Genomic DNA, 17,883 nt, shown 5'->3' with positions numbered 1-17,883 from the left:
GTCCTAGTCTTCCTTCTCTGCGGTGGTGACGGTTGCGGAGCGCTGCAGGAGCGCGAGGAACATGGCATCGGTGCCGTGTCGGTGCGGCCAGAGCTGAGCGCTGCCGGAACCGGATCGCTCCTCGGTCGCGAGGTCGATCGGCGACCGGGAGACATCGGCGATCGCTGCACGGGCGTCGAGCTCGACGATGTCGCCGCGGCCGCGCAGCACCTCCTGCACGACCCCCGTGGTCTCGGCCAGATGCGGCGAGCACGTGACGTACGCGACGATCCCGCCCGGGGCGAGCGCGTCGAGGGCGGCCGAGAGCAGCTCCACCTGGAGCGGCACGAGCTCGGCGACGTCGGCGGGCGACTTGCGCCACCGCGCCTCGGGCCGACGACGCAGCGCGCCCAGTCCCGTGCACGGCGCGTCCACGAGGATCCGGTCGAACTCACTGTGCCGAGAAGCCGCGAGGGCGCGACCGTCCTGCTCGTGCACCACGATCTCGCCGGGAACGGCCCGGAGCGCCTTGCGCACCAGGCGCGCTCGGACGGGAACGACCTCGTTGGCCTCGAGGGTGACGTCTTCCCGGAGCGCGATCGCGGCCAGGAGCGCGGTCTTCCCTCCCGGACCGGCGCAGAGATCGAGCCAGCGCTCCCCCGCTGTGATGGGCGAGACTCCGGCCAGGGCGAGCGCGACGAGCTGGGAGCCCTCGTCCTGCACCCGGACCGTGCCGCCTGAGGCCTCGACCGACAGACGCGGATCGCCACCGGGAGACGCGAACGCGGTCGGTGCGTAGGGCAGACGGGGCTCGCCGGGCTCGGCGAGACCGGGCAGCGCGACGAGCGTCACTTCGGGCGAGGCGTTGTCGGCTTCGAGGAGGGCGTCGAGCTCGGCGTCGCGACCCTCCGCCGCGAGAGCTCGACGGAGCGCCCGGATGACCCAGACCGGGTGTGCGGAGCGCAGCGCCAGACGCTCGTCGTCGGAGCGGGCGTGCTCTTCGACGCGCTCCTGCCAGGCCTCGGCCGAATCCCGGGTGATGCGCCGCAGAACCGCGTTCGCGAAACTCGATGCTCCCCGACCGGACTCCACGGCGACCAGATTCACGGATTCGTTCACCGCGGCGTGCGAGGCGACTCGTGTCGCGAGCAGCTGGTGCACGGCGAGCCGGAGCGCATCGAGAACCGCGGGATCGATGCTGTCGGTCGAGCGATCGGCCGCCGAGGCGATGATCGCGTCATACGTTCCGAGCCGTCGCAGGGTGCCGTAGGTCAGTTCGGTCGCGAGCGCCGCGTCCTGAGGGGTGAGTTTCGCCTCGGCGATGGCCGAAGGAAGCACGAGGTTCGCGTACGCATCGGTCTCGGAGACCGCACGCAGCACGTCGTAAGCCACCCTTCTCGCGGGCTGCACGGTGCGGGCGGGGCCGCGCTGACCGCCGCGATGCCCCTCTGCCGAGCCTTGGGCACCCCGCGGTCGGCCTTTCGAGGGCGTGCTTCGACGGTTCCGTCGCTCGTCGCTCATGATCCGGCCACCAGCTCATCTCCCCCGCGCAGACCGCGCCACCAGTCGACCGCGTTCATCGCTCCCTTGCCCGCGGGCTGCACCCTGGTGACGGAGAGGGGCGCGGTGCCCGTGCCGATGTGGAGCGCGGTCTTGGTGCCCCGGAGATGCCCGGGCGGCAGCGAATCGGCCTCCGGCGCGGGAACCGCCTCGAGCACCTTGAGGGGCTGACCGGCGATGGTCGTGTGCGCTCCCGGTTCGGGGGTCACACCACGGAACCGCGCGAACACGGCCTCCAGCGCCTGGTCCCAGTCGAGCAGCCCGTCGGCGAGCGTGAGTTTGGCGGCGAAGGTCGGCGTCCCCTCCTGGGGCACCGCCCGAGCCGTACCCGCCGCGATCGAGGTGACCACATCGGCGGTGAGCTCTGCTCCGTCCAGCGCGAGCGCCTCGAGAGCCTCTCCCGCCGTCGCCGTCTCGGGAACATCGACCTCGCGGGTGGCGAAAACATCGCCGGCATCGAGCTCGGCGACGAGCTGGAAGACGCTCGCTCCGAGTACCCGATCCCCCGCGATGAGCGCCCGCTGCACAGGGGCGGCCCCTCGCCATGCGGGCAGGAGCGAGAAGTGGAGGTTGATCCACCCGGCGGTCGGGGCGGAGAGCAGCGGCTCGCGCACCAGCCCGCCGTAGGCCACGATCACTCCCAGCTCCACCTGCAGCGCCGAGATCTCGGCCGTCGCGGCATCATCCAGCCGGGCCGTCTTGATGACGGGGAGACCGAGTTCGACGGCAGCCTGGGCGACCGGGGACGGCGTCAGCACCCGCCGTCGGCCGAGTGGGGCATCGGGCCGCGTGACGACCGCGGCGATGTCATGCGAGGTCGCGAGACGTCGCAGGGTGGGCACGGCGGCAGCGGGTGTGCCGGCGAAGACGAGGCGCATGAAGGTTCTCCGGATGGGTCAGAGCTCTGGTTCGAGGATATCGAGGCGGACGGAGAGCGTGCTCTTGGTCGCACGCCCCTTTCGACGACGGCCGCTCACCGCTTCGGCGACGACGGCCGCGCGCAGGGCCGTCGCGACGCGAGCGCCCGAGCCGTAGTCGAACCTCACGAGCGCTCGCACCCGTGGCGGGATGTCATCGGACTCGACGGGGACAGGGCCGAGCACCGCGTCGGCGGGCAGGGCGAGCTCGGTGAGCGCGGCGAGGGCGTTGGCGACCGCCGGAACCGAGCCCTGCACCAGAGCGACCCTGGTCGTCGGGGGCATGTGCAGCGGTGCCCGACTCTCCAGTTCCGAGCGGGCATGGCCCGCCTGGTTCCACGTCGCGAACGCCTTCGCCGCCGCCCCGTTCACCCCGACCAGGTGGATGGGCGCGCCGGGTGCGGCCAGCGCGGCCGCGTTCGACCACCAGCGCAGACACGACTCCGCGACACGGAGATCGGGCGCCTGGAGCATTCGAGGGCCGTCGAGCAGCACGACCGCACGGTACCCGCCCTCGGCGATCGGCTCGGCGCCTCTGGTCGCGACCACCAGCGCGGGTTTGGCCGGCACGTGTTCGACCGGGTGCGCGCCGTCGGCCACGATCACCCGTACCCCCGGGAACGCGCGCCCGAGCTCGTCGGCGGTGCGCTCGCTCCCCGAGGAGGCGAGTCTCAGCTTGGTCGAGGAGCAGGCAGGACACGTCCAGGCGCTGGCGGCGCGGCCGCACCAGCCGCACACCGGCACGGCACCACGGTGCTTCGCGCCGAGTGGGCCACCGCAGTGGGCACATCGCGCCGGCGCCCGGCACTCGGCGCACACCAGTGACGGAGAGAAACCAGGACGCGAGACCTGGACGAGCACCGGTCCTTCAGCCGCCGCGGTGCGGGCAGCGAGAAATGCGGAGGACGGCATCCGCTGGGCCGTCGGCTGCTCCATCTCCTGCGGTGTGCTGAGCACGACACGCGGGAGCACGCGACGCACTGCCCGGACATCCTGCAGCCAGCCGATGACGACGAGCCTTTCCACATCGGTCGTCCGCGTGTGGCCGGTGAAGAGCAGCGCCGACCCCTCGAGCTCCTGGCGGAGGAGAGCCGCGTCTCGCGCGTTGACGTACGGGGCCAATGGCTCCCCCAGAAGCGGATCACCGTCGTCCCAGATCGCGACCAGCCCCGCCACGACCGGGGAGTACACCGCCGAACGGTTGCCCACCACGATGCACGGGGCGTCCTCGAGCGTGCGCAGGAATCCGCGGTAGCGATCGGGGTTCGTCTGCCGGGAGTCGTGACGCACGACCGCTCCGGGAGGGACGAGAGTGTCGAGCGCAGCGAGGAGCCGGTCGAGATCACGACTGTCGGGGACGACGATGATCGATGACTTCCCCGCGGCGAGCATCCGGGCTGCGGACGATGCCAGCAGTCGAGCCCACCCCTGCGCACCGTCGACGAGCTGGGGTATCGCCTCCACCGCGGCGCGACCGCCCGTGTCGAGGACGGCGCCGAGGCCTTCGTACAGTCCGACAGTGCTCTCCGCCGCCTCGCGCGCCTCGGCATCCGGTGTCTCGACCGGGGTGTCGGCGGTCCACGCCTTCTCGACGCGCACCTGGCGCTTGGGGATCACGAGGCGCAGCACGTCGGACGCCGATCCTGCCGCACGGTCCGCCACGCGGCGGGCGAGGGTGTGCAGGCGCTCCGGAAGCACGGCGACCTCGGACACGACGCTCTCGACCTCGGAGAGCGGGCGGTCGGCGTCGTCTTCGGTGTCGATCTCGACGATGTAGCCGTCGATCACGCGCCCGGCGGTGCGCAGCGGCACTCGGACGCGGACTCCGAGCGGCACATCCCCCAGTTCCGCGGAGAGCGCGTAGTCGAAGAGCCGATCGAGTTGGGGCAGAGGTGAATCGAGGAGCACGCGCGCGATGCGCCGGCTCTCGGCAGGCATCAGGGCCGCGGTCCCGTCAGAGCCCGGCAGCGCGGCGCAGCTCTTCGACGCGATCCGTCCGCTCCCAGGTGAAGTCGGGGAGTTCGCGACCGAAATGGCCGTACGCGGCCGTCTGGGCGTAGATCGGGCGCAGCAGATCGAGCTGCTCGATGATCGCCTGCGGGCGCAGATCGAACACTGAGGTGATCGCCTGCGTGATGACCTCGTCGGACACCTTTCCGGTGCCGAACGTCTCGACGTAGAGGCCGACCGGACGCGCGACGCCGATCGCATAGGCGATCTGCACCTCGAGGCGGTCTGCGAGCCCCGCCGCCACCGCGTTCTTCGCCACCCATCGGGTCGCGTAGGCGCCGGAGCGGTCGACCTTCGACGGGTCTTTCCCGCTGAAGGCTCCCCCGCCGTGGCGGGAGGCTCCGCCGTAGGTGTCGATGATGATCTTGCGGCCGGTGAGCCCGGCGTCTCCCTTGGGGCCACCAGTGACGAAGGGGCCGGCCGGATTGATGTAGAGGGTGACGTCGTCGAGGTCGAGGCCGGTCGTGGCGAGCACGGGATCGATCACGTGCTGGCGAACCTGAGCCTGGAGGTCTTCCTGCGAGATGTCGGGGTGATGCTGGGTCGAGACCACGACGGCATCGACGGTCTTCGGCGTGAAGCCGTCGTAGCCGAGCGTCACCTGCGTCTTGCCGTCGGGCCGCAGGAACGGCAGCACGCCGGAGCGGCGCACCTCGGTCAGCCGCTCGGCGAGCCGGTGCGCGGTCCAGGCAGCCATCGGCATGAGCTGCGGCGTCTCGTTCGTCGCGAAGCCGAACATGATGCCCTGGTCGCCCGCGCCGAGGGCGTCGAGCGGGTCCACGGACGATCCGTCGCGATGCTCCTGAGCGCTGTCGACGCCGTGGGCGATGTCGGTCGACTGCTCGCCCACCGAGACGCTGACACCGCAGGAGTCGCCGTCGAAGCCGGTCTCACTGGACGTGTAGCCGATGCCGTTCACGACCTGGCGGACGATCGTGGGGATGTCGACGTAGGCGTCGGTGCGGATCTCGCCGGCGACGTGCACGAGGCCCGTCGTGACGAGCGTCTCGACCGCGACGCGGGAGCCTCTGTCTTTGGCGAGGAGCCCGTCGAGGATGCTGTCTGAGATCTGATCGCAGATCTTGTCCGGGTGCCCTTCGGTGACGGACTCGGACGTGAACAGACGCAGGGCGCTCATCGAAACTCCAGAACGGGATGGACAGAGGGAGGGTGTTGCACCCATTCTGGACCGCGCCTCCGACAGAAGGGAGGCGCGGCCTCGAATATCACTCTGCGTGACGCAGGCGGAGCTTGTCCTCGTTGATCTCGTGCAGCGCGATGGTGAGCGGCTTGTCCTCGACGGAGGAGTCGACCAGCGGACCCACGTTGTCGAACAGGTTGCCCTCGTGCAGGTCCGAGTAGTAGTCGTTGATCTGGCGCGCGCGCTTCGCGGCGTAGATGACGAGCTCGTACTTGGAGTCGACGCGGTCGAGCAGGTTGTCGATGGGGGGATCGATGATGCCGTTGTTGTGTCCGGCCATGGTGAGACCTCCTGGTCAGGCGACGGGATCGTCGCGAAGTCGGTGCGAAATGGCGCGCGAAGACGCTCAGCGCGCAGAGCTTGAAGACAATTCTACGACCTCGCGGGCCGCAGTGGCGACGTCCTCGTTCACGATGAGGTGATCGAACTCGTTCTGAGCGGCGAGTTCGCCCTTCGCGGTGCGCAATCGGCGGGCGCGCTCCTCGGCATCCTCGGTACCGCGGCCGACCAGCCGATGCACCAGCTCGTCCCAGCTCGGAGGCAGTAGGAAGATGAGTGTCGCGGCCGGTTCTGCGGCCCGCACCTGACGTGCGCCCTGCAGATCGATCTCGAGCAGGACGGTCTTGCCCGCGGCCAGCGCGGTGTCGATCGGCGCACGGGGCGTTCCATAACGGGAGCGGTTGTGGACCACGGCGTACTCGAGGAGCTCGTCCTCGGCGATCAGCCGGTCGAACTCCGCGTCGTCCACGAAGTAGTAGTGCACGCCGTCGATCTCGCCCGGGCGCGGAGGCCGCGTGGTCGCCGACACCGACAGGTGGATCTCCGGGTTGTGCTCGCGGATGTGCGCGGCGACGGTGCCCTTGCCCACGGCGGTGGGTCCGGCGAGCACCAGCAGGCGGCTGCGTGCACCGCGCGGGGTCGGCACCGGGAAACGTGAGTCGAGCCACTCCTCCAGCACTCGGCGCTGCCGAGCTCCGAGCCCACCGAGGCGCTTCACGGGCGAGATCTGCAGCTCGTCCAGCACGCGGTCGCGCTTGCCGGCCCCGATCGCGGGGAGAGCGAGCAGGAAATCGGTGATGCGCATCGAGCCCTCGACCGAGTCGGCGTCCGCCGTGGCTCGATGCAGCACCGTCTGCGGGGTCACCACCCGCATCGTGAGGTCGCGCTTGACCGAAGCCCTGGCGCGTCGGCGCTCCACGGCGCGTCGTGCCGCCGCGGCCCTGTCGACCTCGGGAACCGTGCGCTGCGCGTCAGACACCGGCCACCTCGAGGTACTCGGCGGCGCGTGCGGTGATCGCCTCGGCCAGGTCGACGGGACCGGCGGAGAGCAAGCTGCGGCTCTCGCTCGCGATCACCGCGTCGGTCATCGCGCCGAAGCGGGCGCGGAGGTCTGCCGGCGTCGCTCCCTGCGCACCGAAGCCCGGGGCGAGGATGGGGGCGGCCGGAGTGAATGCGGAGATTCCCGCCAGAGCCCAGTCGACCGTCGCACCGATGACGAAGCCGAAGCTGCCCCACTCCCGTGCCGGCGACGACTCGACGTTGCGGGCGGTCACCTCGGCGATGACCGCGGCGGACACCGTGTCGCCGGACGCGTTCACGGACCGCTGGAGGGACTCGGCTTCCGGGTTGCTGGTCGCGGCTAGCACGAAGAGCCCCTTGCCGTGGTCGGCGGCCAGCGCGAATGCTCCGTCGAGAGCGCCGACGCCGAGGAACGGGTTGACCGTGAGCGCGTCGGCTTCGAGCGGGGAACCCGGGGTGAGCCACGCACGCGCATAGTCATCCATCGTCGATCCGATGTCGCCCCGCTTGGCGTCGGCGATCACGAGGAGGCTGGCGGCACGCGCTGCCGCGAGGACGTCCTCGAGCGCAGCGATGCCCTGCGAACCGAAACGCTCGAAGAACGAGACCTGCGGCTTGACGATGCCTACCCGCCCGGAAGCAGCCTCGACCGTGCGCAGACCGAACTCACGCAGGCCCTGCGCGTCGTCGGTCAGCCCCCACGCCGCGAGCAGCGCGGCGTGGGGGTCGATGCCGACGCAGAGCGGTCCGCGCGCGTGCAATGCCGCGCGGACCCGCTCGCCGAAGCGTTCGCTCACAGTGCCGCCTTCCGGTCCAGCGCGTACTCCTGCAGGCTCTTCACCTGGAAGCCCTCGTGGGCCGCATCCATGCCGCTCACGGCTGCGCCGAGCACGGCCATGGTCGTGAACAGGGCCTTGTCCGCGGCGACGGCCGCCGCACGGATCTCATAGCCGTCGGCACGAGCGGCCCCACCCGACGGGGTGTTCACGACGATGTCGATCGCTCCCTCGTTGATGAGGTCGACGATGTTCTTCGCCCCCGACTCCTGCGTCGCGCTGTACTTCTCGACCAGGGTCACGGCGATGCCGTTGCGGGAGAGGATCTCGGCGGTGCCCTCGGTCGCGACGATGTTGAAGCCCAACTGCTGCAGACGGTGCGCGGGCAGGATCACGGCGCGCTTGTCCGAGTCGGCGACCGAGATGAACACGGTTCCCGAGGTGGGCATGCCACCGTAGGCCGCTGCCTGGCTCTTCGCGAAAGCCGTCGGGAAGTCGCGGTCGATGCCCATGACCTCTCCGGTCGAGCGCATCTCCGGTCCGAGGATGGAGTCGACCGTCTTGCCGTCTGCGGTGCGGAACCGCTTGAACGGGAGCACGGCCTCCTTGACCGACACCGGGGCGTCGAGAGGCACGCGGGATCCGTCCTGCTCAGGGAGCATGCCCTCGGCGCGCAGCTCGGCGACCGTGGATCCAGTCATGATGCGGCTGGCCGCCTTGGCCATCGGGATGCCGAGAGCCTTCGACACGAACGGCACGGTGCGGCTGGCGCGAGGGTTCGCCTCGATGACGTAGAGCACGCCGGCACTGATGGCGAACTGCACGTTCAGTAGTCCGCGCACGCCGACGCCCTTCGCGATCGCGAGGGTGGCCTCACGCACGCGGTCGACGTCGGTGCGGCCGAGCGAGACCGGCGGCAGCGTGCAGCTGGAGTCGCCCGAGTGGATGCCCGCCTCTTCCAGGTGCTCCATGACGCCGCCGATGTACAGATCGGTGCCGTCGTAGAGTGCGTCCACGTCGAGCTCGATCGCATCGTCGAGGAAGCGGTCGACCAGAAGCGGCTTGCCCTCCTCGATCACGACCTCGCCCGCGGTGCGCACGAAGTAGTCACGCAGCGATGCGGTGTCGTAGACGATCTCCATGCCCCGGCCGCCGAGGACGAAGCTCGGGCGCACCAGCACCGGGTAGCCGATCTCCTCGGCGATGCGCACTGCGCCCTGGACGTCGATCGCGGTGCCGTTGCGCGGCGCGACGAGACCTGCGTCGTCGAGCAGACGGGAGAAGAGCTCGCGCTCCTCGGCCAGGTCGATCGCCTCGGGGCTGGTGCCGAGCACCGTGTAACCCGCCGCTTCGATGCCCTTCGCGAGCCCGAGCGGCGTCTGACCGCCCAGCTGGCACACGACTCCGAGGATCGTTCCGCTCGCCGCCTCCGCGTCCAGAACCTCCAGCACGTCTTCGAGCGTCAGCGGCTCGAAGTACAGGCGGTCGGAGGTGTCGTAGTCGGTCGACACGGTCTCCGGGTTGCAGTTGACCATCACGGTCTCGAACCCGGCGTCCGACAACGCAAACGAGGCGTGCACGCAGGAGTAGTCGAACTCCACACCCTGACCGATGCGGTTCGGGCCCGATCCGATGATGACGACCTTGGTCCGCTCGGACGGCGCGACCTCGGTCTCGAAGTCGTAGCTCGAGTAGTGGTACGGCGTCAGGGCCGGGAACTCGCCGGCGCAGGTGTCGACCGTCTTGTACACCGGGCGGATGCCGAGGCCGTGGCGGACGCCGCGCACCTCTGCCTCGTTCGTGCCGCGGATCTCGGCGAGCTGCGCGTCGGAGAACCCGTGCTCCTTGGCGTAGCGGAGGGTCGCGGCATCCAGCTCGGGAGCCGTCCGCACGATCTCGGCGACCTCGTTGATGAGCACGATCTGGTCGAGGAACCACGGGTCGATGGCCGTCGCATCGAACGCCTGCTCGACGGTCGCGCCCTTGCGCAGGGCCTGCTGCAGCGTCACGATCCGACCGTCGGTCGGGATCTTCGAGATCTCGAGCAGCTCCTCCACCGAGCGCTCCTCGGCGCCCCAGTGGAAGCTCGATCCGCGCTTCTCCAGAGAACGCAGGGCCTTCTGGAGGGCGGTCGCGTAGTTGCGGCCGATCGCCATCGCCTCGCCCACCGACTTCATGGTGGTGGTCAGAGTCGCGTCGGCTGCCGGGAACTTCTCGAAGGCGAAGCGCGGCACCTTGACGACGACGTAGTCGAGCGTGGGCTCGAAGCTCGCCGGCGTCACACCGGTGATGTCGTTCGGGATCTCGTCGAGACGGTAGCCCAGGGCCAGCTTGGCCGCGAGCTTCGCGATCGGGAATCCCGTCGCCTTCGACGCCAGAGCGCTGGACCGCGAGACGCGCGGGTTCATCTCGATGACGATGATGCGGCCGTTCGACGGGTCAACCGCGAACTGGATGTTGCAGCCGCCGGTGTCGACGCCCACGGCGCGGATGATGTCGATGCCGATGTCGCGCATCTTCTGGTACTCGCGGTCGGTGAGGGTCAACGCGGGTGCGACGGTGATCGAGTCACCCGTGTGCACGCCGACCGGGTCGACGTTCTCGATCGAGCAGACCACGACCGTGTTGTCGGCGGTGTCGCGCATGAGCTCGAGCTCGTACTCCTTCCAGCCGAGGATCGACTCCTCCAGGAGCACCTCGGTCGTGGGTGAGTCGCGCAGGCCCGCGCCGGCGATGCGACGCAGGTCGCTCTCGTCGTACGCGAACCCGGAGCCCAGGCCGCCCATCGTGAAGCTCGGGCGGACCACCAGCGGGTAGCCGAGCTCGTCGGCGGCCGCCAGGACCTCGTCCATCGTGTGGGCGATGCGGGAGTCCGCCACGTCGGCGCCGGCATCGAGGACCAGCTGCTTGAAGATCTGGCGGTCCTCGCCCTTGTTGATCGCCTCGAAGTTGGCGCCGATGAGCTCGACGTCGTACTTCTCCAGGATGCCGTGGTTGTGCAGCTCGATCGCGGCGTTCAGCGCGGTCTGACCACCGAGCGTCGGGAGGATCGCGTCGGGGCGCTCCTTCGCGATGATCGTCTCGATGACCTGCCACGTGATCGGCTCGATGTACGTCGCGTCGGCGAAGTCCGGGTCGGTCATGATGGTGGCCGGGTTGGAGTTGACCAGGATGACCCGGACGCCCTCCTCGCGGAGCACGCGGCACGCCTGGGTGCCGGAGTAGTCGAACTCGCAGGCCTGGCCGATGACGATCGGGCCGGAGCCGATGACGAGGACGGAGTTGATGTCGTCGCGCTTGGGCATTACTTGGAGTCCTTCTGGCTTGCGATGACCAGGTCGCGGAACCTGTCGAAGAGGTAATTGGCGTCGTGCGGGCCGGCCGCCGCCTCGGGGTGGTACTGCACCGAGAAGGCGGGGATGTCGAGGGCGCGGAGTCCCTCCACGACGTTGTCGTTGAGGCCGACGTGGCTGACCTCGACCTTGCCGTAGCCGTTCGGGCTGTCGAACGAGCCCTCCAGGGGCGCCTCGACCGCGAAGCCGTGGTTGTGGGCCGTGATCTCGACCTTCCCGGTCTCCTTGTCGAGCACCGGCTGGTTGATGCCGCGGTGGCCGAAGGGCAGCTTGTAGGTGCCGAGGCCGAGCGCGCGACCCAGCAGCTGGTTGCCGAAGCAGATCCCGAAGAACGGGAGGCCGTCGTCCAGCACCGAGCGGAGCAGTTCGACGTGGTCACTGGAGGCCGCCGGGTCTCCGGGGCCGTTCGAGTAGAAGACGGCGACGGGGTCGATCGCGCGGATCTCGTCGATCGTCACGTCCTGCGGGAGCACGTGCACCTCGAAGCCGCGGGCGGCCAGGTTGTCGATCGTCGCCTGCTTCACACCGAGGTCGAGCACGGCGAGGTTGCCGATCCGGTTCCCCATGGCCGTCGTGATGGTCGCGACGTCGACGGAGACCTCGGCGGAGAGGTTGCGACCCGCCATCTCGGGCGCTTCCCGGACGATGCGCACCTGCTCTTCCGGATCGAGGGCGGCGTCCGCGCCGGAGAAGATCCCGCCGCGCATGGAGCCGGCCGAGCGGATGTGGCGGGTGATCGAACGGGTGTCGATGCCGCTGATGCCCACGACGCCGTCTTCGACGAGCACGTCGTCGAGCGAGGCGTTCGCACGCCAATTGGAGACCACGCGCGAAGGGTCGCGCACGATGTAGCCGGCGACCCAGATGCGGCGGGATTCCGCGTCCTCGTCGTTCATGCCGGTGTTGCCGATGTGCGGCGCGGTCTGCAGGACGATCTGCCCCGCGTACGAGGGGTCGGTGATCGTCTCCTGGTAGCCGGACATGCCGGTCGCGAAGACGACCTCGCCCAGGGTGCGGCCGCGGGCGCCGTATGCGCGTCCGGTGTGGCGGGTGCCGTCTTCCAGGACGAGGACGGCGGGATCGGGGAGCTGGGCCGCAGCGGCCTGTCCGGGGGGTGTCGAGAGTGTCATGACGTTGCTCCTGTGTCGGGGGCGGCGGGGACGAGCCGCTGCAGGTCGGAGATGAGTGTCTGCGGGTCGCCGGTGGCGAGCCGCAGGTAGCTGTCGACGATCGTGTCGTCGTCGATGTTCCAGGCGATGCGCACGAGGCCGCCGGGCTCGACGACCCGGTCGATCGTGACGGTTGCGCGGTCGACGGCCACGAGCCGGGCGTTCGCGAGGAACACCGTCGGCGCGCCGTCGAGGCAGAGGGCGATGCCGCGATCCGTGAGGGCGAGTTCACCGCGGGCCCGGTACGCGAGAGGCGAGACCGCCAGACGCTCGAGCGGCTGCTCGTGCCGTGTCGTCGACACGTACAGCACCTCGTCGCGGCGGGAGACCTCCGCGTGCTCCGGAACCCCCAGCGGGGCCGTGAACACGGAGTCGCGGCGGATTCGTCGTCGCCAGGCGAACAGCATCGCGAGCAGCACCAGGAGCGCGACCGCGATCGTGATCGCGACGGCGAGGTCCCGAGCGCTCATGCGCGAAGCTCCTCGACGACGCTGCCGCCGTCGACCGTGAGGATGCCGCCGTGGATCGTGTACTCGACGCGTCCGGGAAGAGCGCGGCCGAGGTACGGCGAGTTCACGCTGCGACCGTGCAGATCCGCCTCCGTGAAGACGCCGTCGACGGAGGCGTCGTACAGAGTGATCTGGGCGGGCTGACCGACCTCCAGCGGCGTGCCGTGGCCGGCGAGCCGGCCGATGCGCGCCGGCGTGGCGCTCATCACGCGTGCCACGTCGGACCATTCGAGCAGCCCGGTCTGCACCATCGACTGGTGCACGACCCGCAGTGCGCTCTCGAGGCCCACCATGCCGTTCGCGGCGGCCTGCCATTCGCACGCCTTGTGCTCGCTCGGGTGCGGGGCGTGGTCGGTGGCGACGATGTCGATCGTGCCGTCGGCGAGGCCCTCGCGCACGGCGAGCACGTCCTCTTCGCGACGCAGCGGAGGATTCACCTTGAAACGTGCGTCATATCCGCGCACCAGCTCGTCGGTCAGCAGCAGGTGGTGCGGGGTGACCTCGGCCGTCACGTCGATGCCGCGCTTCTTGGCCCACCGGATGATGTCCACCGAGCCCGCGGTCGAGAGGTGGCACACGTGCAGGCGCGAACCGACATGCTCGGCGAGCAGCACGTCGCGGGCGATGATCGACTCCTCGGCGACAGCGGGCCAGCCGGCGAGGCCCAGTTCTGCCGAGACGGTGCCCTCGTTCATCTGGGCGCCCTCGGTGAGGCGGGGATCCTGCGCGTGCTGGGCGATGACGCCCCCGAAGGACTTCACGTACTCCAGCGCGCGGCGCATGATCAGCGGGTCGAACACGCAGAAGCCGTCGTCGCTGAAGACGCGGACCTGCGCGCGCGAGGTCGCCATCGCGCCCAGCTCCGCGAGGCGCTCGCCCTTCTGGCCGACGGTCACCGCGCCGATGGGCTGCACGGTGGCGTAGCCAGCCGCTTCGCCGAGCGCGAGTTCCTGCTCGACCACGCCCGCGGTGTCGGCGACCGGTGAGGTGTTGGGCATGGCGAAGACGGCCGTGAAACCACCGGCGGCTGCGGCCTTCGTGCCGGTGAGGATCGTCTCGGATGCCTCGTAGCCGGGCTCGCGGAGGTGGGTGTGCAGGTCGACCAGACCCGGCAGCGCGACGAGGCCCGCCGCGTCGATGACGCGAGCGCCCGAACGGCTCAGCCCGCTGCCGATCTCAGCGATCCGACCGTCCTCGATGATGATGTCGGCGCTCTCGGCACCGAGCAGCTGCGCACCGGTGATGACGAGGGTCTCGCTCACAGGTCTCCCCCTCGTTCGTCGTCTCGTTCTCCTGCCAGCAGCAGGTACAGCACCGCCATGCGGACGGACACTCCGTTCGTCACCTGTTCCAGCACCGTCGAGCGGGGGGAATCGGCAGCTTCCGAGGAGATCTCCAGTCCCCGGTTCATGGGTCCGGGGTGCATCACAATGCTACCGCCCGGAAGAGTGGCCACACGCCGTGCGTCCAGACCCCAGCGTCGGGAATACTCCCGCTCAGTCGGGAAATACGCGGCGTTCATCCGCTCCAGCTGGATGCGCAGCATCATCACCGCGTCCGGCTCGTCCGCGAGGGCCTGATCGAGGTCGTAGACGACCCGCACCGGCCAGAGCGAGACGTTCTGCGGAACCAGCGTCGGCGGTGCCACCAGGGTGACCTCGGCCCCGAGCGTGGTGAGCAGCCAGACGTTCGAGCGGGCGACCCGCGAGTGCAGGACGTCGCCGACGATCACGACGCGCATCCCGCTCAGGTCCTGGCCGCGGCTGTCGGCGCCGAAGCGGCGCTTGCGGATCGTGAAGGCATCGAGCAGCGCCTGGGTCGGGTGCTCGTGCGTGCCGTCGCCGGCGTTCACGACTCCGGCCGAGATCCAGCCGCTCGTCGCGAGCGTCTGCGGCGCACCGGAGCCGGGGTGTCGCACCACGACCGCATCGGCGCCGATGGCCTCGAGCGTCTGCGCGGTGTCCTTCAGGCTCTCGCCCTTCGAGACGCTCGAACCTTTCGCAGCGAAGTTGATGACATCGGCGGAGAGGCGCTTAGCCGCGGCCTCGAACGAGATGCGCGTGCGAGTCGAGTCCTCGAAGAAGAGGTTCACGACGGTCTTACCGCGCAGTGTCGGGAGCTTCTTGACCTCGCGCGACTGGGTGTCGGACATGTCTTCGGCGACGTCGAGGACGCGCAACGCGGACGCTCGGTCGAGCGTGCGGGTGTCGAGGAGGTGTCTCATTCGCCGATCGTCACCTCCTCGGCGCCGTCGTTCTCGAAGAGACGCACGTTGACCCGCTCGGTGCGGGCGGAGGGGATGTTCTTGCCGATGAAGTCGGGACGGATCGGAAGCTCGCGGTGCCCACGATCGACGAGGATCGCCAGGCGCACGACCGCGGGGCGGCCGATCGACTGGATCGCGTCGAGTGCGGCCCGGATGCTGCGACCGGAGAAGAGCACGTCGTCGACGAGCACCACCGTCTTGCCGTCGATGCCGCCGACCGGGATCGCGGTGGGCTGCGGGGATCGGGTCGGGTGCTTGGCGAGGTCATCGCGGAACAGCGTGACGTCGAGTGATCCGACCGGGACGGACCGTTGTGCGATCTCGCTGATCAGCAGGCCGAGGCGATGTGCGAGAGTGACTCCGCGGGTCGGGATGCCCAGCAGGACGAGGTTCTCGGCGCCTCGATTGGATTCGAGGATCTCGTGCGCGATACGGGTCAACGCTCGTGAGATGTCGGCTTCGTGCAGCACGGTGCGCATGCTCATCGGCCGCTCCCTTCTCCGCCTCACAGGACGGTGTTAAAGGTTGCTTGTCATGCCAGTGTATCGGAGCCTTCAGGCACCCACGACAGCGACGCCGCGTTCGCGGGCCACGCTCGCGAGTCGACGATCGAAGGTGGCGAGCGTGGCGCCGAACTCTTCCGCTGTGACGAGGACGGCGCAATCCGGCAGCTTCAGCGACGATGCTGCTCGCAGACGTGCGATGTGGACCGCTTCGTCCACCGTCTCCTCGCGCCGCAAGAGCCCGAGGGAATCGATCTTCGCGAGGTCGGCGAGTTCCGTGCCCATGCGAGCGGGGTGCAGCAGGGCTTCCGCCAGCGTCAGCGGGTGGATCAGCAGATCCTCCTCTGTGTCGAGGATCTCGAACGCCGCGTCCTGATGGATGTCATCCACCGAGAGGTGCGCGATGAGCACACCGGCGTCGAGCACGATCACTCCGGCCAGTCCTTCCGGAGTTCTTCGAGATACCCCGGTGGATACGCGACCGTTCCTCTCGACGCCTCCAGCGCGGCGCGTCGCGCTGCCCGCTTTGCCGAACGCCTGCTGGCGAGAGCCTCGGCGCCCAGCACCGCCAGCCTCGCGACGAGTTCGGACTTCGGCAGGCCGGGCCACTCCTGCTCCGCGAGCTCCACAGAATCTCGGAGCTGCGCGGTCTGGGTGACCTGAATCCGCGTCAAGGCTGTGGGCATGCCGTCGGAGTACCACCGCAATGCCGAGGTGGTACAGGTCAGCTCGCCTCCTGCAGTACCGGGTCGGTGACGTCGTCGATCTTCGAGGAGCGGATCGCGTGACCGGCGGTGGAGAGGCAGCGCCCGGTCTTCAGATCCCACTTCCAGTCGTGCATGCTGCACGTGAGGATGCCGTCTTCGTCGACCGTTCCCGTACGGGTGAGGTCTGCGCGCAGGTGCGGACAGCGGCGCTGCACGACCCAGTCGCCGATCTCGGCATCCTCCGTCTGGTCGGTCTGCTCCTGGTACCAGTTCTCGACGTACTCGATGCGGTCGACCGAGAGGCACTTGAGGAACGTGGTGAGGAACTCGTTGAACTTGCCGCTTCGTCCCACGGAGAACTGCATGGAAAGGAAGATCGAGTTCGACCAGTCGATCTCGTGGTCGACGATGTTGGTCGAGACGAGGTCGGCGGGGATCGTGTACCAGTACACGCACTCTTCGCCCGCATACTCGCGGACCTTGGCCCGCGGAAAGTCCACGACCATGTCGAGCTCGCCGATGCGGAAGCGCACGCAGCCGCCGACCCCGAGTCGGATCGTGCGGGACTTCTTCAGCAGCGGCTCCCACCAGTTCTTGATCGCCTCGAGCATCTCCGCCGGCGGGATGATCTCGGCGCGAGAGGCCTCCTCGTCGCGGATCTCCTGCTGACGGCTCGCGCGCTGTTCCTCGAGGTAGTCCCACTTCTCATCGAAGATGTGCGCGATCTCGGCCTCGGTGTACAGGGTCTGCTCGGTCGTGACCGCTCCCCCGTCGACCGTGACCACGGTGCCGGGAATGAACAGCTGGCCGTCGTACTGCGGCGCGAGCTCCTTCATGTGCGCGAGGAACTGCTTCTGATCTGTGAAGATCGATTCGCCGTTCTTGCCGAGCCCGTTGAAGTCGAAGAGGTCGTCGCGGAGGAACATGGGCGGGCCGGCCATCGGGAAGACGTGCGGGGCATCGACCTTCTCGATGTAGTACATGGCGCGCTTGTTCTGCGCCTCGCGCTTGAGTCGGGCGAAGTTCTGCTTGGCGTCGAGCGGCAGGTCGTAGACCATGGGCCACCAGATGGCACCCGACACCTGGGTGAAGTAGGCATCGGGCTTGCCGAAGTCGAGCAGCTTCTCGAGGTCGAGCGGGTGCGAGTCGTTCTGGTTGAGCACCGAGCCGGTGCCGTCGTCGACGCTCAGCGAAGAGTCGCCGATCGGGCCGTCGCTGGGCGCGCGCAGCGGCGTGATCATCATCTTGAGCTCGCCGCGCTGGATCACTTGACCGGCCGGTGCGTACGTGATGTTCGTGTAGCCGAGCGCCCGGATGTCCTTCTCGAGGTCATCGGTCGGGTACTCCGGAAGCAGCACCTCGATGTCCTTGCGGATGTAGCGCTCGAGCAGCTTCGGGTCGAAGTGGTCGCGGTGGCGGTGCGAGATCCAGAGGAAGTCGGCTTCGCGGCCGAACCGCTCCCAGTCGAGGCCGCGGTTGTCGGGGAACGGGAACCAGGAGCCGTAGAACGACGGCCCGAGGACCGGGTCGCAGATGATGTTCCCGCCCAACGTCTCGATGAACATCCCGGCGTGGCCGAGTCCCGTGATCCGCATTGCATTCCTCCCGAAAGTGAACCATTCGATTGTACCGAG

General features: G+C 69.2%; 16 protein-coding genes. All 16 read right to left on the bottom strand.

Features of this window, described 5'->3' with window-relative positions; genetic code table 11:
• Positions 1-3 precede the first annotated feature (3 nt).
• The 16 genes from ACWGO6_RS00570 to ACWGO6_RS00495 all read right to left on the bottom strand — a co-directional run bounded on the left by ACWGO6_RS00570 (position 4) and on the right by ACWGO6_RS00495 (position 17,844).
• Positions 4-1,500, bottom strand: coding sequence for an RsmB/NOP family class I SAM-dependent RNA methyltransferase (locus ACWGO6_RS00570; protein WP_452325577.1), 1,497 nt, complete (start codon positions 1,498-1,500; stop codon positions 4-6).
• A complete protein-coding gene (fmt, locus tag ACWGO6_RS00565; RefSeq protein ID WP_136043940.1) occupies positions 1,497-2,417 on the bottom strand; it encodes a methionyl-tRNA formyltransferase in 921 nt (306 codons plus the stop codon). Before fmt ends, ACWGO6_RS00570 begins: the two co-directional genes overlap by 4 nt.
• Before the next feature lie 18 nt (positions 2,418-2,435).
• The gene (locus ACWGO6_RS00560; protein WP_452325576.1) at positions 2,436-4,394 is read right to left on the bottom strand and encodes a primosomal protein N' family DNA-binding protein; all 1,959 of its coding nucleotides are present in this window, start codon (positions 4,392-4,394) and stop codon (positions 2,436-2,438) included.
• A gap of 16 nt (positions 4,395-4,410) precedes the next feature.
• On the bottom strand, positions 4,411-5,604 hold the full coding sequence (metK, locus tag ACWGO6_RS00555; RefSeq protein ID WP_452325575.1) for a methionine adenosyltransferase: 1,194 nt from the start codon (positions 5,602-5,604) through the stop codon (positions 4,411-4,413).
• A gap of 88 nt (positions 5,605-5,692) precedes the next feature.
• Positions 5,693-5,947: a DNA-directed RNA polymerase subunit omega gene (gene rpoZ, locus ACWGO6_RS00550; protein WP_017204385.1), complete on the bottom strand. Its 255-nt coding sequence runs from the start codon at positions 5,945-5,947 to the stop codon at positions 5,693-5,695.
• Between the two features lie 66 nt (positions 5,948-6,013).
• The gene (gene gmk, locus ACWGO6_RS00545) at positions 6,014-6,925 is read right to left on the bottom strand and encodes a guanylate kinase (protein ID WP_452325574.1); all 912 of its coding nucleotides are present in this window, start codon (positions 6,923-6,925) and stop codon (positions 6,014-6,016) included.
• On the bottom strand, positions 6,918-7,763 hold the full coding sequence (gene pyrF, locus ACWGO6_RS00540) for an orotidine-5'-phosphate decarboxylase (RefSeq protein ID WP_452325573.1): 846 nt from the start codon (positions 7,761-7,763) through the stop codon (positions 6,918-6,920). Before pyrF ends, gmk begins: the two co-directional genes overlap by 8 nt.
• Entirely contained in the window at positions 7,760-11,047 is a 3,288-nt protein-coding gene (gene carB, locus ACWGO6_RS00535; RefSeq protein WP_136043945.1) for a carbamoyl-phosphate synthase large subunit, read from the bottom strand. Before carB ends, pyrF begins: the two co-directional genes overlap by 4 nt.
• Positions 11,047-12,225 carry a glutamine-hydrolyzing carbamoyl-phosphate synthase small subunit gene (gene carA / locus ACWGO6_RS00530; protein ID WP_136043946.1) on the bottom strand — a complete coding sequence of 393 codons (1,179 nt, stop codon included), beginning with the start codon at positions 12,223-12,225 and terminating at the stop codon, positions 11,047-11,049. Before carA ends, carB begins: the two co-directional genes overlap by 1 nt.
• On the bottom strand, positions 12,222-12,734 hold the full coding sequence (locus ACWGO6_RS00525; protein ID WP_136043947.1) for a PH-like domain-containing protein: 513 nt from the start codon (positions 12,732-12,734) through the stop codon (positions 12,222-12,224). The genes carA and ACWGO6_RS00525 overlap by 4 nt, the downstream gene beginning before the upstream one ends.
• Complete coding sequence (locus tag ACWGO6_RS00520; protein ID WP_452325572.1) at positions 12,731-14,035, bottom strand: dihydroorotase; 1,305 nt, start codon at positions 14,033-14,035, stop codon at positions 12,731-12,733. Before ACWGO6_RS00520 ends, ACWGO6_RS00525 begins: the two co-directional genes overlap by 4 nt.
• Positions 14,032-14,997, bottom strand: a complete 966-nt coding sequence (locus tag ACWGO6_RS00515; protein ID WP_136043949.1) for an aspartate carbamoyltransferase catalytic subunit — start codon at positions 14,995-14,997, stop codon at positions 14,032-14,034. The genes ACWGO6_RS00520 and ACWGO6_RS00515 overlap by 4 nt, the downstream gene beginning before the upstream one ends.
• On the bottom strand, positions 14,994-15,524 hold the full coding sequence (gene pyrR / locus ACWGO6_RS00510; protein ID WP_136043950.1) for a bifunctional pyr operon transcriptional regulator/uracil phosphoribosyltransferase PyrR: 531 nt from the start codon (positions 15,522-15,524) through the stop codon (positions 14,994-14,996). Before pyrR ends, ACWGO6_RS00515 begins: the two co-directional genes overlap by 4 nt.
• A gap of 69 nt (positions 15,525-15,593) precedes the next feature.
• Positions 15,594-15,974 (bottom strand): type II toxin-antitoxin system VapC family toxin, encoded by a 381-nt coding sequence (locus ACWGO6_RS00505; RefSeq protein WP_168429602.1) that lies wholly within the window; start codon positions 15,972-15,974, stop codon positions 15,594-15,596.
• Complete coding sequence (locus tag ACWGO6_RS00500) at positions 15,971-16,228, bottom strand: hypothetical protein (protein ID WP_168429601.1); 258 nt, start codon at positions 16,226-16,228, stop codon at positions 15,971-15,973. Before ACWGO6_RS00500 ends, ACWGO6_RS00505 begins: the two co-directional genes overlap by 4 nt.
• A 38-nt stretch (positions 16,229-16,266) precedes the next feature.
• The gene (locus tag ACWGO6_RS00495; RefSeq protein WP_136043952.1) at positions 16,267-17,844 is read right to left on the bottom strand and encodes a Rieske 2Fe-2S domain-containing protein; all 1,578 of its coding nucleotides are present in this window, start codon (positions 17,842-17,844) and stop codon (positions 16,267-16,269) included.
• Positions 17,845-17,883: the final 39 nt, after the last annotated feature.

This window comes from Microbacterium sp. NPDC055665 (genome assembly GCF_053618035.1).
Note: the sequence above shows the minus strand (reverse complement) of the source record. Positions and strands in the feature narration are given on the sequence as shown.

Bases quoted from the DNA above. Each gene is read 5' to 3' on its own strand.
- ACWGO6_RS00570 (WP_452325577.1), bottom strand. From the start codon at position 1,500: ATGAGCGACGAGCGACGGAACCGTCGAAGCACGCCCTCGAAAGGCCGA.
- fmt (WP_136043940.1), bottom strand. From the start codon at position 2,417: ATGCGCCTCGTCTTCGCCGGCACACCCGCTGCCGCCGTGCCCACCCTG.
- ACWGO6_RS00560 (WP_452325576.1), bottom strand. From the start codon at position 4,394: ATGCCTGCCGAGAGCCGGCGCATCGCGCGCGTGCTCCTCGATTCACCT.
- metK (WP_452325575.1), bottom strand. From the start codon at position 5,604: ATGAGCGCCCTGCGTCTGTTCACGTCCGAGTCCGTCACCGAAGGGCAC.
- rpoZ (WP_017204385.1), bottom strand. From the start codon at position 5,947: ATGGCCGGACACAACAACGGCATCATCGATCCCCCCATCGACAACCTG.
- carB (WP_136043945.1), bottom strand. From the start codon at position 11,047: ATGCCCAAGCGCGACGACATCAACTCCGTCCTCGTCATCGGCTCCGGC.
- carA (WP_136043946.1), bottom strand. From the start codon at position 12,225: ATGACACTCTCGACACCCCCCGGACAGGCCGCTGCGGCCCAGCTCCCC.
- ACWGO6_RS00525 (WP_136043947.1), bottom strand. From the start codon at position 12,734: ATGAGCGCTCGGGACCTCGCCGTCGCGATCACGATCGCGGTCGCGCTC.
- ACWGO6_RS00515 (WP_136043949.1), bottom strand. From the start codon at position 14,997: ATGAGACACCTCCTCGACACCCGCACGCTCGACCGAGCGTCCGCGTTG.
- pyrR (WP_136043950.1), bottom strand. From the start codon at position 15,524: ATGAGCATGCGCACCGTGCTGCACGAAGCCGACATCTCACGAGCGTTG.
- ACWGO6_RS00500 (WP_168429601.1), bottom strand. From the start codon at position 16,228: ATGCCCACAGCCTTGACGCGGATTCAGGTCACCCAGACCGCGCAGCTC.
- ACWGO6_RS00495 (WP_136043952.1), bottom strand. From the start codon at position 17,844: ATGCGGATCACGGGACTCGGCCACGCCGGGATGTTCATCGAGACGTTG.